6 protein-coding genes and 1 pseudogene are annotated in these 17,721 nt (G+C 38.4%); all 7 read left to right on the top strand.

Annotation, left to right across the window (positions count from 1 at the left end; translation table 11 throughout):
* Window positions 1–288 precede the first annotated feature (288 nt).
* The 7 genes and pseudogenes from HGC4_RS14600 to HGC4_RS14565 all read left to right on the top strand — a co-directional run bounded on the left by HGC4_RS14600 (window position 289) and on the right by HGC4_RS14565 (window position 17,720).
* Entirely contained in the window at window positions 289–3,534 is a 3,246-nt protein-coding gene (locus HGC4_RS14600) for a SusC/RagA family TonB-linked outer membrane protein (protein WP_050710872.1), read from the top strand.
* Between the two features lie 13 nt (window positions 3,535–3,547).
* Window positions 3,548–5,362 (top strand): RagB/SusD family nutrient uptake outer membrane protein, encoded by a 1,815-nt coding sequence (locus tag HGC4_RS14595; protein ID WP_050710871.1) that lies wholly within the window; start codon window positions 3,548–3,550, stop codon window positions 5,360–5,362.
* 3 nt (window positions 5,363–5,365) lie between these two features.
* Window positions 5,366–7,720 (top strand): hypothetical protein, encoded by a 2,355-nt coding sequence (locus tag HGC4_RS19155; RefSeq protein ID WP_306332071.1) that lies wholly within the window; start codon window positions 5,366–5,368, stop codon window positions 7,718–7,720.
* Between the two features lie 10 nt (window positions 7,721–7,730).
* The gene (locus HGC4_RS14580; protein ID WP_050710875.1) at window positions 7,731–9,857 is read left to right on the top strand and encodes a hypothetical protein; all 2,127 of its coding nucleotides are present in this window, start codon (window positions 7,731–7,733) and stop codon (window positions 9,855–9,857) included.
* 98 nt (window positions 9,858–9,955) lie between these two features.
* Window positions 9,956–13,567, top strand: a complete 3,612-nt coding sequence (locus tag HGC4_RS14575) for a DUF4450 domain-containing protein (protein ID WP_050710870.1) — start codon at window positions 9,956–9,958, stop codon at window positions 13,565–13,567.
* Window positions 13,568–13,739: 172 nt separating this feature from the next.
* Window positions 13,740–14,822 (top strand): annotated as a pseudogene (locus HGC4_RS14570) (glycoside hydrolase family 105 protein); the annotation flags it as partial.
* A 120-nt stretch (window positions 14,823–14,942) separates the two neighbouring features.
* On the top strand, window positions 14,943–17,720 hold the full coding sequence (locus HGC4_RS14565; protein WP_050710868.1) for an alpha-L-rhamnosidase: 2,778 nt from the start codon (window positions 14,943–14,945) through the stop codon (window positions 17,718–17,720).
* The last annotated feature ends 1 nt before the right edge of the window (window position 17,721 follow it).

Here is a 17,721-nt window from a genome sequence, read left to right as displayed (position 1 = left end):
GAGAGAGAGAGAGAGAGAGAGAGAGAGCTATAAAATAAGAAAAAGAAATGTAATATCCTTACACCTTTATAATATAGGTATAGGTATTACTCTGAATGATATAAAGACAGAAAAGCCTGTCTGAGAATTAATTCTCAGACAGGCTTTTCTGTGTGCCTAAAATCGAAAAAGAATAACCGAAATAAGAACTGAAAAACCATGAAATTCTGCTTTCGGAATTGAAACGTTAACCTGAAATTTTTTACTGTACTCAAATAGTTTTAATCCTTAACTATAAATTGTAATATCATGAAAAGATGTGTGAAAAAGTTTAAGAAGCTTTTCTGTTTTAAATTCTTACTCCTCTTTATATTCTTCTCGCTTGTTGGAAATGTGGTTTATGCCCAGAGCGGTATCACCATTTCTGGAACAGTGAAAGATAATATGGGAGAGTTACCGGGTGTAAGTGTTACCATAAAAGGTTCAACATCTGGCGTGTTTACAGATATCGATGGTAATTATACCATCACTGTACCTAATGACAAAGTAACCTTAGTGTTCTCTTTCATAGGGTATGAATCTCAGAATGTACCGATTGGAGGTGCTCGTAAATTGGATATTGTGATGAAGTCTGACGATAAATTGTTAGACGAAGTAGTTGTTATTGGTTATGGAACTGTGAGAAAGAGAGATTTGACGGGAGCCACAGGATCGGTCAAAGGTTCTCAGATTGCAAAGATCCCCGTAACTACTGCTGCACAAGCTATAACGGGTAAAATTGCCGGTGTAAATGTTGTTACACAAAGTGGGGCTCCGGGTGCAGATATTAATATAACCGTTCGTGGAGGAACTTCTGTTACACAGTCTACGTCACCTTTATACATTGTAGACGGTTTCCAAATGGAAGATGGTTTAAAGATGGTAGACATTAATGATATTGAGTCTATTGATGTTATGAAAGATGCTTCTGCTACTGCTATATATGGAGCACGTGGTTCGAATGGGGTTATACTTATCACAACAAAATCGGGTAAGAGTGGAAAAACGGAAGTGAACTATAATACGTTTGTAAGCTTTGAGAAACTTGGTCAGAAATTAGATTTATTGAATACTCCTCAGTATGTAAAATATCAATATGAATTTCAAGCTTTAGCAGGGAATGAAGAAAAATGGGCAAACATGTTTGGTGGAAATGTTTCCGATCCCGATTTCTTTACAGGAGCTTTTGGACGTATTGCTAGTGAATACGGAAATCGTGCCGGAATTGATTGGCAGGATGCTGTTTTTGGTGGTACAGCTATTCTTCAGAATCATAACTTGAGTATTACAGGAGGTAGTGAGAAAACTAAGTTCATGCTTAGTTATAACTATACCGGACAGGATGGGTTATTGGATAAATCAGGGTATAATAGAAATAGTATTCGTACTAAAATAAACCATGAAGTAAGTAAACGCATTCGTATGGATTTTGGAGCAAATCTTCAAAATACAAATATTGAAGGTGGAGGCTCTTTAGGTGGTATGCTTAAAATGTCTATTCTGCAACCTGTAACGGGTGGTATTCGTTTTACGAATGAACAGATGTTAAATACAGATCTTGGTGATGAAATGTTAGCAATAGATTCTCAATATGATATCTCGAATCCTCTTATTACCAATGATGCTATAACTCAGAATAAATATACAAGAGAGGCTACTGTGAATTTGGGGTTAGAAATAGATATTGTAAAAGATCTGACTTTCCGTACAGCAGGAAGCTACTATTGGAGGCAAGTGCGTACTGATTATTGGGATGATGGTCGTACTAGAACTGCCGAAGTTAATAAAGGCCCATGGGGACGACGCAATAATGCCGAGAAACTAAATTGGCAGGTAACAAACACTCTCTCGTGGAAGAAAAACTTCGGATTGCACAATATCAATGCGATGTTGGGACAAGAAACCATGTACATTGAAACTATGAAACTGGATAATTCTTATTATGAATTTCCGGAAAGTAATTTTGGTCTGAATGATGTGAATATGGCAAAAAGATCGACTTACAACTCAGATAAAGGACGAGAAGGTTTGGTGTCAGTTTTTGGACGTATAATGTATAACTATGCTGATAAGTATTTACTGACAGCTACTCTCCGTGCTGACGGAACTTCTAAATTTATCAAAGGAAAACAGTGGGGAGCTTTGCCATCGGCTTCGGGTGCATGGCGAATTTCCGAAGAACCTTTTCTGAAAGATCTGGATATATTTGATCAATTGAAACTTCGTATTGGCTATGGTACTACAGGCAATTGTAATATTGATGACAATATGTTTAGAACAGATTATGGGTCGACTCTTTATTCTATGAATAATGGAATAGTAAATGGTCTGAAACCCGGAGATAAGTTAGGTAATAAATTGTTGAAATGGGAACAAACAACTTCTACAAATATAGGTCTTGATGTTTCAGTGCTTAAAGGACGGATAAGTCTTACTGCCGATTATTACAATAATGTTTCGGATAATCTGCTGATTGAAAATCAAATTCCAACCTCTTCAGGTTATAAAACACAGTTTCAAAATTCAGCATCTATCCGTAATAGAGGTTTTGAGTTTGTTTTGAATACGGTGAATATTGCCTCTAAAGACTTCACTTGGACTACCGACTTTAATATATCGTTCAATAAATCGAAAGTCTTAAGATTATTCTCTGATGATATTTCTTATTGGAGAAAGAATTACGAATCACGTGTTGATTTCTGGATTGAAGAGGGCAAATCTTTAGGACAATTCTATGGTTATAAGTATGATGGCGTATATACAACTGACGATTTTAATCAGAATTCGGACGGAACTTATACTTTAAAAGATGGAGTGCCTTACCTGAAAGGAAAGAATACTTCCACTCTAAAACCGGGTGATGTGAAATACAAAACTACTGCCGGACAAACGGATGCAAATGGTAATCAGGTTTGGTCTACCGACGATCGTACGGTAATAGGTAGCGCCGAGCCCGATTTTACGGGAGGTATGGTGAATACCTTCATGTATAAAGGTTTTGACCTTAGTGTATTTTTCACTTTCTCATCGGGTAACCAAGTATTTAATATGAATACTCAGCGTTTCCTTGGTCCATATCTACCCAATCAGAATTCACTAGCTGCTATGAATGACCGTTTTACATTAATTGATCCTGTTACCGGTAAAGAAACAACAAATCTGGCTCGTTTAGCAGAGTTGAACCCTGATCAGCATGCAAGCGATGCTTTATGGAGCATACATTCTGATAATAAGATTGCTATAACCGATGCTTTAGATTATTATTTGGAAGATGCTTCTTTCCTTCGTTTAAATACCATAACATTGGGTTATTCTCTGCCCAAAACGTTGCTTAAAAAAGCTTGGATAACTAATGCCCGTATATATTGTACACTAAATAACATCCATACTTTTACTAATTATACAGGTTATGATCCGGAAGTGTCATCTACAGGAAGCTTATTAACAAAAGGTGTTGACAACTCCGCTTACCCCAGATCTAAAAGTTATGTTATAGGCTTAAATTTAACCTTTTAAAGAATAAACCAGAATGAAAAAGATAATTAATATAGTATTGATCCTAGCCACAGCTATGAGCTTTAGCTCATGTCAGGATTGGCTGGATATGGAGTCGGAAAGTAAGTTCGATAACGAGACTGTTTTTGAGAATGTAGACAGAGCCGAAATGGCTGTTATTGGTTGTTATACAAGCATTTTTAATAGAGAATTGTATTATCAATTAGGTATGGGTACCGATGAGTGTATTTCGACAGAAGGAGATACTAACTCCAAAAACCAGGTTGCAAACTATGTATTTAATACATCAAATATACCTACGTCTACCTATACTGCTATGTATGCAGGAATAGAATATGCCAATATTTGTATAAAGAAACTAGAGGGAATGACTGGTGCTACGGAAGCTGAACAGAAAAAAATAAATATGCTATTGGGCGAATCGTATGCTATCCGTGGTATGAATTATTTGAATATTGTTCGCTTTTTTGGAGATGTTCCTTATTCTACAATACCTGTTGAGGATGCAGGAACATTCTTTTCGTCGCGTGTGAGTCGCGATATTATAATGGATGGTTCTGTTGAAGACCTTCAAAAAGCAGTAGAGCTTTTGCCTTGGCAGGGAGAAGGAATGGTTTCTTCTATTGAGCGTTTTACAAAGAATTCGGCTTATGGAATTTTAGCACGTGTAGCCTTATATGGAGCCGGTTATTCTTTACGTTGGGATTTGAATACCTACGATCCGGGATCAGTAAAAATGGCTCAGCGTGAAGATGGTGCTCGTATCAAAGAATTATATGCAATAGCTAGAGACGCTTGTAAGGCTGTTGTTGACAGAGGCGAAAATGATTTGATTGATTATGAAACTGTTTTTCGTGATTTAGTGAATGGACGATATAATAAGGAGTCAATGTTAGAATTTGGTCAGTATGGAACCGATGTAAATGGTTCGGCTATTGGTTATACAAATGGAATGTTTTGCCATACAAGTTCAATGTTTCAAAAAGCAGGGCCAGCCATGACTGCTCTTCCTACATATTGGTTCGATTTCGAAGAAGGAGACGTGCGTCGCGATGTAACACTTTGTAACTATGGTATAGCAGCCGACAATACTCGTCAGATGAGTGCCTATCCAAGTATGAGTATTGGTAAATTTCGCGTTACATGGAAAAAAGAAGAGGGTACAGCTATAAATAAGCGTGATATCAACTGGCCTTTTTTACGTTATTCAGACGTATTATTGATGTATGCTGAAGCTGAGAATGAATTAAATAACGGAGTTTCTGCTGCAGCGAAATGGGCATATGAAAAAGTAAGATTACGTGGGTTTAAAAATAATGTCTCTAAAATTGGTACTACACCAACCAGCTATCAGGCATTTAGAGATGCTATTATTAATGAGCGTAAACTAGAACTAGGTTTCGAAGGAATGCGCAGAACAGACCTTGTTCGTTGGGGAATCCACTTCGAAGCACTTACTCAAGCAAAAAAGAATGTGATAGATATGGCGAATCATGCAGGTAAATATTCTAATATTGATCGTTACAGAGCATATAAAAAAGAAAAAGCTACATCATTCGAAGATCCTATTGTAGTAGTGCCTTATATTGGTTATAAATCGGAACCAACAGATAGCGAAAAAGCTAAGCTGAAAGCGGACGGATATACTCTTCTTGATATGTACAGCAATGTATCGTTACATTACACACAAAAGCTGGAAGCCAATGCAACATGGGTACAAGGAATTTTCAGAGGCTTAGAAAAGAATAAAGTTGAACTTCTACCTCTGAACTCTGAGACTATTGATACCAATATTGGTCTGAAAGGTCAACAACACCCCTTGTATTAAAAGATGTTGAGGTATATAACGATATTTTTAAGCATATTCTGCTCCTTTAGTTTATCTGCTCAATCTTTGGCTTTTCCTACCGCCGAAGGGTATGGTAAGTATACAACCGGAGGACGTGGAGGACAAGTACTCGTCGTTACAAATCTGAATGATGCGGGAGAAGGCAGCCTCCGCAATGCTATTGAGCAAAGCGGAGCACGTATAATTGTATTTGCAGTAGATGGAACGATAGATTTAAAGTCGAAACTTATCATAACTAATGACAGTATAACCATTGCCGGGCAAAGTGCGCCCGGTGATGGGATCTGCTTGAAAGGATATCCTTTCTATATAAAGGCTAATAATGTGATAGTACGTTATATCCGTTCACGGATGGGAGACCTGCATGGAGTAGAAGACGATGCTATAGGAGCTATAAAAGTAAAAGACTTAATAGTCGATCATTGTTCCGCTTCATGGTCGGTTGATGAATGCCTTTCTATTTATAATTCAGAAAATGTAACGGTGCAATGGTGCATGATTACCCATAGCTTGTCTAAGTCGGCACACTCAAAAGGCGCACATGGTTTCGGCGGTATTTGGGGCGGTTGCGGAGCTACTTTTCATCACAATTTGATGGCTCATCACAGTAGCCGTAATCCTCGCTTTGCATCAGATGGATGTTCACCTGTAGACTTTCGAAACAATGTGGTTTATAATTGGGGATTCAAGTCCGCTTATGGAGGAGGACGCAATGGGAGAATAAATTTTGTGGCGAATTATTATAAACCCGGCTCTGCAACATCCGATGATAAACGTGCCTGGTTTCTCGATCCTGCCGAAGATGGGACAGGCTCTTACTATATCACTGATAATGTGATGGAAGGAAGTGATCTTGTAACTTCCGATAATTGGAAAGGGGTAGGTACAACTAATAGAGTCCGTGCAAAGGAACCGTTTCCTTTTGTCGCTATTAATCAAAATTCAGCCGAAGTCGCTTATCAAAGGGTATTGGCTGAGGCAGGTTGTAGTTTTCGTAGAGATAGTTACGATGCTGGTGTAATCGAAGAAGTTCGTACAGGTACAGCCAATGGTGGCGAAAGTTATGGCAGAGGTAATAAAGGTATCATAGATTCTCAAAATGCAGTTGGAGGATGGCCTCAGTTAAAGAAGGGGAGATATCCTAAAGACAGCGACGGTGATGGAATACCCGATGAGTGGGAAGTACAACACAAATTAAACCCGAATGATAGTAAAGATGGAAATATGTACAATCTCAGTAAAGATTATACAAATATTGAAGTCTATCTGAATTCTTTAGTAGATTTAGATACACATTATTTTTCTGTACTGAAAAAAGAATATGATAAGAATGTCATACAGAAATATCCGCAGGATAAGATTTCGGATTTCAGTAGGAATCTTCAACCTATGGGACGGATTCTCGAATCGGAAGGATATTATGTTTGGTGTTGTGCTCCTATCTATGGAGAAGATGGTAAGGTACATGTATTCTATTCCCGTTGGCCCGAAAAATACAAAATGGGAGGTTGGATACATAAATCTGAAATAGCTCATGCTATAGCAGATAAACCCGAAGGACCTTATACTTATGTGGAGACAGTATTGGCTCCTCGTGAAGGTTATTTCGATGCAACTACTTGCCACAATCCGCATATTCAGTATTTGAACGGTATATATTATTTATTCTATATGGGCAATAGTGATGGTACGGTTTATACGAAACGAATCGGTTTAGCGAAATCGAAATCGATAAACGGACCTTGGATCAGAGCGGATAAGCCGATTTTAGAGGCCGGCGAAACAGGGACTTGGGATGATTGCAATACAACTAATCCTGCATTTGTTTCTAATCCTAACGGACAAGCTTGGTTATACTATAAATCGTGGAACAAGGAAGCTTATCAGAATGAGAAAGGAGCCATAAGAGCCAATCGTAAATATGGTTTGGCGATTGCCGATAATATCGAAGGAGAGTATAAAAGATATGAGAGTAATCCCGTTGTAGATTTCTCAAAATATGGAGATAATAAGCAGGTCGAAGATGCTTATGTATATATTGAAGATGGTAAATTTAAAATGTTGATGCGTGATATGGGATATTTCGATCATGAAGTAGGTTTGATTTTTGAATCTATGGATGGAATAAATTGGTCGGAACCTCAAATTGCTTGGTTTGGAGCCGATGTCTATTTGGAAGAACCTCCTGCTCCTTCGCATTTAAAAAGATACGGACGTTTTGAGCGTCCTCAGTTATTAATGAAAGATGGAAAGCCTGCATATCTTTTCAATGCTATGCAAGGAGGTCAATATGGAACCTCCTCCGGTTTTGTCTTTAAAATCAGTACAAATGAATAATCGTTTTACTATGAAAAAATGGAGTTTTATTGCCTTAACTGCTTTCTTGGTTGCTTGTAGTGCCGGAAAGCAGGAAAAGATAGACAGATATGCACTTGTAGAGAGAAACACCCCGAAAGTAACCGAGTTTGAAGAATTATCTTCTTTATCAGTTGGTAATGGCAATTTTGCTTTTACGGTAGATGCAACAGGATTACAAACTTATCCTGAACTTTATTCAGCCGGAGTTCCGTTGGGTACACAATCTCAATGGGGATGGCACAGTTTTGCTAATCCTGAAAAATTCATGCACGAAGAAACACTGAAAAACTATAATTTCAGAGGATGGGAAGAACCTTATGCCGTTCAGTTCAATGAACCGGGCAGACCGAAAGAGGCTGCCGATTGGTATCGTGTAAACTCTCATCGCCTGCATTTAGGAAATGTAGGATTAGAGCTTACCCATGCGGATGGAACGATTGTAAAAGCGAATGAAATAAAAGGTATAAATCAAACGCTCGACCTTTGGAGGGGAGCAGTTATAAGCCGGTTCGAATTGGATTCAGACACTGCATCGGTTCAAACGGTGTGTAATCCCGATAAAGACCAGATTGCTGTAGCTTTAAGTTCGGAATTGATGAAAAAAGGCAATATGAAAGTCAATTTCAAGTTTGCCTATCCGACAGGAAAACATACGGATGATGCTTCGGATTGGTCGGTTCCCGAAAAGCATAAAACAGACATATTGGCTCAGGATGATCAATCTTTAGTCTTTAAGCGTACGCTGGACAGTACCACTTATTATGTAAACGTTAAATGGGAGGGAAAAGCATCTGTAAGCCGGAAAGAAGCACATTATTTTGTGTTGAGCCCCGAAAGCAAAGACTTTTCTTTCACCTGTGAATTTACAGACAAGAATCCGGCAGAAACAAAAAATACCGCAAAGGAAGCTTTCGATGCTTCAGCTAAATATTGGCAATCGTTTTGGGAAAAAGGCGGTGCTGTCGATTTCTCAAAATGTACGGATATCAGAGCCAAAGAATTGGAGAGACGAGTTGTTCTGTCTCAGTATCTAATGGCTATTCAATCAGCAGGAATGTACCCGCCACAGGAAACAGGACTTACTTATAATAGTTGGTTTGGCAAATTTCACTTGGAAATGCATTGGTGGCATGCTGTTCAGTTTGCGTTGTGGAACAGAACCGATTTATTGGAACGCAGTATGGACTGGTACGCAACGGCTTATCCTGTAGCTAAATCTATAGCTGAAAGACAAGGATTCAAAGGTATACGTTGGATGAAAATGACAGACCCCTCGGGAATAGAAGCACCCTCGAAAGTTGGTTCTTTCTTGGCATGGCAACAGCCTCACTTTATTTATATGGCTGAACTGATTTACAGAAACAATCCTTCGCCCGAAGTTTTGAAAAAATACAACTCCTTAGTACAGGAGACTGCCGAATTTATGGCGTCGTTTGCCACTTACGAAGAATTAGAAGGACGTTATGTATTAAAAGGTTTGATCCCTGCCCAAGAATCTTTAAGGGCATCGGAAACCATTAATCCTCCTTTCGAATTATCTTATTGGCACTATGCCATGTCTGTTGCTCAACAATGGAGAGAAAGATCGGGCGAGAAGAGAAAACCGCAATGGGATGAGTTGATCGATAAATTATCGCCGCTTGCGGCTTTAGATGGTTTATATCTTGCTGCTGAGGATGCGGTAGATACATACAAAGATATTCGTTTTACATCCGATCATCCAGCTGTGTTGGGAGCTATGGGCGTCTTGCCTCAAAACAAACTCATACGTCCCGATTACATGAAAAATACATTAGATTGGATTCTGGAAAACTGGAACTGGGGTAAAACCTGGGGGTGGGATTATCCGATGACAGCTATGTGTGCCGCCCGTTTAGGTGAGCCTGAGAAAGCTGTCGAAGCTTTATTAATGGATAAAAGAACAAATACATACTTGATAAATGGTCATAATTATCAGGATTCACGCCTAAGAGTGTATCTTCCCGGAAATGGCGGATTGTTAACGGCCGTAGCCATGATGTGTGCCGGATGGGATGGAAATAAAGAAGAAACTCCCGGATTTCCAAAAGATGGAACTTGGAATGTGGTTTGGGAGGGTTTAAAACCTATGCCGTAAAACGTAGGGTGTTTTCGTTGTAAGGGCAGACCTATGTGTCTGCCCTATATAGAGCGAACACATAGGTTCGCCCCTGCTTAAACCTTAAACCATATAATATGAGACACTTTGTCCTGATACTTTCTTTACTTCTTTTTTCTTATGTAAATATCTTGGGACAACCTCAGGGATATTGGCATGGAAAAGAAAGAAAACTACGATATACTCCCGAAGGGCAAGACCTTATCATTGTAAATGGAGATAAGAAATTCAATCGGGCATTATACGGAACAAATACTGCTTTCCGCATAGAAACAGGCGATTTACCCGAATTTGGTTTTTTCATGCCAAACATGGGAGGAAATATGCAATTGGGATTAATCAAGGACGGTAAAAGTCTTTGGTTGAATAATGCGGAATATATTAAGTCTATTTATCGTGCAGGTAGTCGGATTTATGAGATAAAAGATCTCTTTATTCAATCGGGAAAACTAACCATTTCAGTATTGGCAATGGCAGATGCCGAGGGGCTGATAATGAAAATAGAATCTGAAAATATTCCTGCTGGCGTAGAACTGATAACTACTTTTGGAGGGGCAAGCAATAAACGCTTTTTCAGAAACGGAGATTTAGGAGTGGATGATCCCAATGCTTTTGGCTTGCATCCCGATGCTTGCATAAATAACGAATTTGCGATAAATGGCAATTCGTTTATTTTGGAATATGGTCAGGAAACAAAGGGGGGATCACAAAAAATAGCAGGTGTATATCCCGAAAATTCGGAATTGAAACTAGTTTCTCCGTATGTTATGACAACACCTTTGAATGTCTGGAAATCGCTTGTTGTTGAAAATAAGCCGATTGTGATTTCTAAAACAGCTCTACATTCATCTAATACTTATTATATTGCTATTCAGAATGATAAAGATAAGAAGCTTCTTTATGCAGAATTAAAGAAATGTTTTGAAGATGCCGAAACTAAACGAAAATCAATATCAGAAACAGTAAAAATAAATACACCTGATCCCTATTTCAATACATTGGGAGGCATTTTAAGTATTGCTGCCGATGGTATTTGGGATCCCGATTGTTGGCAACACGGTGCTGTAGGATGGCGTATACCTCTCAACGGATGGCGTGCGGCTTATGTGGGCGACGTTATTGGTTGGCACGATAGAGCCAGAAAGCATTTTGATGGATATGCAGCTTCGCAGATTACAAACGTTGAACCGACTATTCCGCATCCTTCGCAAGATCAAAAACTCAATTTGGCACGAGCCGAAAAGATCTGGGGTACACAAATGTATAGTAACGGTTACATTACCCGTAATCAGTACAGCACGAATCAGATGCATCATTATGACATGAATCTCTGTTATATTGATGAATTGCTCTGGCATTTCAACTGGACAGGCGATATGGATTATGTACGTAAAATGTGGCCTGTATTGAAAAGTCATTTGGCTTGGGAGAAACGAAACTTCGATCCCAATGACGATGGTCTTTATGATGCTTATGCCAGTATTTGGGCGAGTGATGCACTGCAATATAATAGTGGTAGTGTGACGCATTCATCAGCCTATAATTATAGGGCTAATAAAATGGCAGCTCAAATTGCTTCAAAAATAGGAGAAGACCCTAAGCCTAATGCCGATGAGGCAAACAAAATTCTGAAAGCTATTAATTCGCAATTATGGATTGATAATAAAGGATGGTGGGCAGAATACAAAGACTTTATGGGCAATAAAATGATCCATCCCAATGCTGCCGTTTGGACGGTTTATCATGCCATAGATTCGGATATTCATACACCTTTCCAAGCTTATCAGGCAACACGATACATTGATACTCAGATTCCACACATTCCCGTTTTAGCTAGGGGATTGGATGATGAGGGGTATCAGACAATTTCGACAACTAATTGGTTACCTTATTCGTGGTCTATTAATAATGTGGCTTTTGCGGAGGTGGCTCATACTAGTTTGGCATACTGGCAATCTGGTAGGAATGATGAGGCTTTTAAACTATTCAAAAGTTCAGTTTTGGATGGTATGTATCTGGGCGGTAGTCCCGGAAATATCGGGCAGGTAAGCTTTTATGATGCTGCACGAGGCGAGTGTTACCGTGATTTTGGCGATCCCATAGGAGTATATTCGAGGGCACTTATTCAAGGGCTTTTCGGGATTTTACCCGATGCAATGAACGATCGTTTGGAAATCCGTCCGGGTTTTCCTTCTGCTTGGGATTATGCCTCTGTTTCGACTCCTGATATCAATTTTGATTTTAAAAGAAAAGGCAATTTTGATACATATATTATCAATAGTAAGTTCGAAAAATCATTGAATCTCGATCTACGACTAAAGGCTCAAAGAGAGAATATACTGTCTGTAAAAGTAAATGGTAAACCTCAAAAGTGGTCTTTAGAAGAAAGTGTTGGACAGCCTCTCATTAAGATTGAAAGCGAACCATCAACTAGTTATACAGTAGAAATAGAGTGGGGTGGAAGTAAATTAGATCAGCCCTCGTATATCTCAAACGGTGTAAATGGTGAGAATTGGAATCTATCAACTAAAGCAAAAATCCAGAAAATATATGATCCTCAAAATGTATTATTGAGTATAAAATCAAAAGCTAATAGTGTTACTGGCCGATTGAATGGGGAGTTAGGACATCGTACATTATTTGCTCAATTAAAACAAGGACAAATGACATGGTGGCAACCTATCGATATAGAAATAAAAGAACCTGTTTCTATTGATTATGATGCCGAAGCTACCAATTTACAATTTACAGTGAAAAATAATCTGAATCACGATTTGAATGTACAATTGCTTATAAATAATTCAGTTCAGCCGTTAATTATAAAACAGGGAGAAATATCCAACTTAATTACGATTCCAGAAAAGAATGCAAGATTGGGAACAAACGTATTGCAATTACTTGAAAATGGAAAAATTATTTATAGAACGAATCTAATTAATTGGAATTTAAGGAATCAATCGCCTAATTACGAGACTATAAACATCGATAATGTACTGAATGCTTCGGTTACTCAGATTTTTAAGAATGAATATCTGACACCCCGTTCACCCTATACAACATTGCAAGTGCCGAAACAAGGAATAGGAGAGTGGTGTCACCCAACAATGACTGCTAATATAGATGATTCAGGTCTGCGGAAAGTAACCAACGGAAATCTATTTATGACACCATTCGGTGTTCCATTTCGGACTCAAGGTGAACCAAAAGCTAATAATATTGCTTTTACCACTTTATGGGATAATTACCCCAATCAGTTATCAGCACCTTTGACGGGTAAAGCATCTCATGCTTATCTGATGATGGCGGGAAGTACCAACCACATGCAATGTCATGTCGTAAACGGAACTGTTACAATTAATTATCAGGATGGAGCAAAAGAGGTTTTAGAATTGATAAACCCTGAAACATGGGCACCTATCGAACAGGATTTCTTTATAGATGGGCAAGCATTCAGATCGAAACAGCCTCGCCCTTATCGTGTTGTTTTTAAAACAGCAGTGGTAAGCCGTGATCTGGAAACCAATTTCAAAATAAGTCCTACTGAGGTCTATGGTCGCACTATTGACGGTGGTGCAGGAATAATTCTCGATCTGCCTTTAAATCCTCAAAAGGAATTAAAGAACATCGAAGTAAAGGCGGTAGCCAACGAAGTTGTAATCGGATTAATGGCTGTAACGGTGGTAAGATGAGTTGACGACAGTCAAAAGTCATACAATAAAGATCAAAATGCTTATTTTGAAAGGATAAGCATTTTGTAGTTTTATAAACTGTAACCTATATAAAATATTTATGAGAAACTTATTCCTAATACTGATCGCTTTATTTACAATACAATCAGCTTATTCGCAAAAAACAGGAATCCTTTTTGCCGATTCCGAAATGAAACGTTTTCCTCAAGCATGGCAATTAGATCATGGTAAAGGACTTTATTTCGGGTATTCCCAAGGGTTAGGATGTCAGGCGATGCTTGATGTCTGGAAGCAAACAGCCGATAAAAAATATCTAGATTATGTGGTGCAATGGGCTGATACCATTATCAACGATTTAGGAGAAATATATCTTTATAAAGTAGAAACTTATAATATCGACTATATTAATTCGGGAAAAATTCTGTTTGATGTTTACAAGCAAACAGGAGATGAAAAATACAAGTTGGCTATGGACAGGTTGGTAAAACAAATGAGTGTTCATCCCCGTACTCTCGAAGGAGGATTTTGGCACAAACTTATCTATCAGCATCAAATTTGGTTGGATGGTTTGTATATGGGTTCTCCGTTTTTGGCTCAGTATGCTATCACATTTAATAAACCCGAATGGACTGAAGATGTTATTAATCAATTTTTGATATGTGCTAAACATACTTATGACCCTGCAACGGGGCTTTATTATCATGCCTGGGACGAGAGCAAAAAACAGCTTTGGGCAAATAAGGTAACAGGTCAATCACCTAACTTTTGGGGACGTAGTATCGGATGGTGGTTTATGGCTTTGGTGGATGTTTTGGATTTTATCCCCCAAGAAAACCCTCAGAGAGGCGAACTTATCAGAATAATAAACGGATTGGCTGAAACTTTACCCAAATATCAGGATAAAACAGGACTTTGGTATCAAGTTTTGGACAAAGGCAATAAGCAAGGCAATTATCTTGAAGCATCCGTATCGTCTATGTTTATGTATTCTTACGCTAAGGCTGTTAACGAAGGGTATATCGACAAAAAGTATAAAGCTGTTGCCGAAAGGGCTTACAATGGATTGATGAAAAATCTGATTGTGAAAAATGCAGACGGAACATTGACTTTAACGAAATGTTGTGCAGTATCAGGTCTTGGAGGTAATCCCTATCGTGACGGAAGTTTCGAATACTATGTTAACGAACGTATTCGGGATAATGATGCCAAAGCAACAGGACCATTTATTATGGGATGTTTACAATTGGGCAAGTAAAAGGGGGGACAGATATATTTGCTATTTCGGCAAATATAAGTATAACTGATAGTTATGGCTATATGATATTATCTTAAATACTAATTGTTACTTAATCGGTTTGAAACCTTATTAGGGCGAATGAAAAAGAAAAACACTATACTCTGCTTATTCAGCATAGTTTCGTTGTGTTTATTCGCACAACAAACAAGCTGGCCGCAAATAAAATCTGAGATGAAACCCGCAGCACGTTGGTGGTGGATGGGGAGTGCCGTCGATAAAGATAATCTTGCTTATAATATGAGCGAATATGCCCGTAAAGGCATAGGGGGGCTCGAAATCACCCCTATATATGGTGTGCAGAACAATGAGGCAAATGAGATTCAATACCTGTCGCCTCGTTGGATGGAGATGCTTAAATATACGGAAGCACAAGGCAATCAATTTGGCTTGAAAATAGATATGAATGGTGGCACGGGCTGGCCTTTCGGTGGACCTCATGTAAATATAGAAGATGCTGCAACAAAAGTTATATTCGAGGAATATAGCTTGCAAGGCGGACAACAATTAAATGAAAAAATAGAAGTAAAAGATGAAAATCAAAAGGCAATTGCAACCTTTTATCGTTTGATGGCTTTTTCGGATAAAGGAGATAAATTAGATCTTACTTCTAATGTAAAAAACAATACACTTTCATGGACTGCACCCAAAGGTAACTGGCGATTGATAGCTGTTTTCAATGGAAAAACATTGCAGCAGGTAAAACGGGCTGCTCCGGGAGGTGAAGGATTGGTGATGAATCATTTTTCGAAAACGGCTGTTTCAAATTATTTGACTCGGCTTTCAAAAGCCTTTCAGGATAATAATGCTAATTATCCTAATTCTTTCTTTAACGATTCGTATGAAGTATACGGAGGTGATTGGACTCCCGATCTATTTGAACAATTTGAGAAGAGAAGAGGGTATAAATTAGAAAATTATTTGCCCGAATTTATCTCCCCAAAAAGAACAGATGCAACAGCACGTATAATTGCCGATTATAGAGAAACTCTGGCTGATCTACTTCTTGAAAATTTTACCCATCAGTGGACAAATTGGGCACATCAGCATGGCAGTACTACCCGAAATCAGGCACACGGATCACCCGGAAATCTGATCGATTTGTATGCAACTGTAGATATTCCCGAATGTGAATCGTTTGGTATATCCGATTTTCAGATAAAAGGACTTCGGAAAGATTCGATAAAAAAGATAAATGATTCTGATCTATCGATGCTTAAATATGCCTCTTCGGGTGCACATCTTACAGGAAAAATATATACGAGTTCCGAAACATTTACTTGGTTGACCGAGCATTTTAGAACTTCACTTTCTCAATGTAAACCCGATTTAGATCTACTGTTTCTTTCGGGAGTGAATCACATCTTTTTCCATGGAACAACCTATTCGCCCAAAGAAGCTAAATGGCCGGGTTGGAAATTTTATGCTTCGGTAGATATGTCATCCACCAATAGTATTTGGAGAGATGCAGATGCCTTTTTTGAGTATATCACCCGATGTCAGTCTTTTCTGCAAGAGGGTAAACCAGATAACGATTTTCTGCTTTATTTCCCTGTGTATGATATGTGGCACGAGCAAGACGGACGGTTGTTGATGTTCGATATTCATAAGATGCAGCAACGTGCACCTCAGTTTATTTCGGCTGTAAATAATATTGTGAACTCAGGATATGATGTCGATTATATTTCAGATAACTATTTACTATCGACACAGGTTGTTGATGGTAAGCTTGTCACATCGGGCAATACAACATACAAAGCTATAATTGTACCCTCTGCCGAGAAAATGCCGATTGAAACATTATCACATTTATTGAAATTAGCGAGGGGCGGAGCAAAAATTGTTTTTATAGAAAAGTATCCGAATGATGTTCCCGGATTTAAGAATTTAGACAAACGAAGAGCAGAATTAGTAAAGCTTATAAATCAGATTTCTAAGGCAGGATTATTTGCAGAAGTGAATACCCAAACATTGGGTAAAGGACAAATAATAACAGGATCGGATTATGCTAAAACGTTGGATGCTTGCCATATTCAGAAAGAAGAAATGAAAACCTTAGACGGTCTACAATATATCAGGCGAAGCAATGGCGATGGTTATCATTATTTCATTTCGGCACTTAAAGCCGAAGATACAGGTGGTTGGATAACTTTGGGTGTGGATGCCGAAAGTGCGATGTTTTTTAATCCGATGGATGGAAAATCGGGATTGGCTAAGATTCGTAGAGAAGGAAATAAAACCCAAGTATATCTGCAACTCGAATCAGGGCAATCGATTATACTGAAAACATTCGATAAGAAGATAACGAATGTTGCCGATTGGAATTATTACACTCCTCAAAATCTATCTATAATGCAGAATAGAGATTGGACAATGACGTTTTTAGAAAGTAGTCCTGCGATCACCAATCAATTTAAATTAAACAAACTCGGATCATGGACCGAACTAGATCATCCTGATCTTAAAACAAATATGGGAACAGCCTTATATTCTACTGAATTTAACTTACCATTGATACAGAGTGATGAATGGGAGTTAGATCTTGGCGATGTCCGCGAGAGTGCTCGGGTAAGAATAAATGGTCAAGATGTGGCAACCCTTTGGGCTGTTCCTTTTAAAACCAAGGTTGGTAAATACCTGAAAGAAGGTAATAACCGAATTGAAATTGAAGTAACTAATCTACCGGCAAATCGTATTTCTGAATATGACCGACAAAAAGTTGATTGGCGAATATTCAAGGAAATAAATTTTGTAAAAATCGATTATCAAAAAGGAGATTATTCAGAATGGGAAACAATCCCTTCGGGTTTACTAGGTCCTGTAACCTTAACTCCTTTGACTATTGAAAGCTTGAAATGAC

The sequence above is a fragment of the Dysgonomonas sp. HGC4 genome (genome assembly GCF_001261715.1).
Classification (GTDB): Bacteria; Bacteroidota; Bacteroidia; order Bacteroidales; family Dysgonomonadaceae; genus Dysgonomonas_A.
The sequence above is the reverse complement of the archived record's forward strand: the minus strand, read 5'-3'. Positions and strand labels throughout refer to the sequence as shown.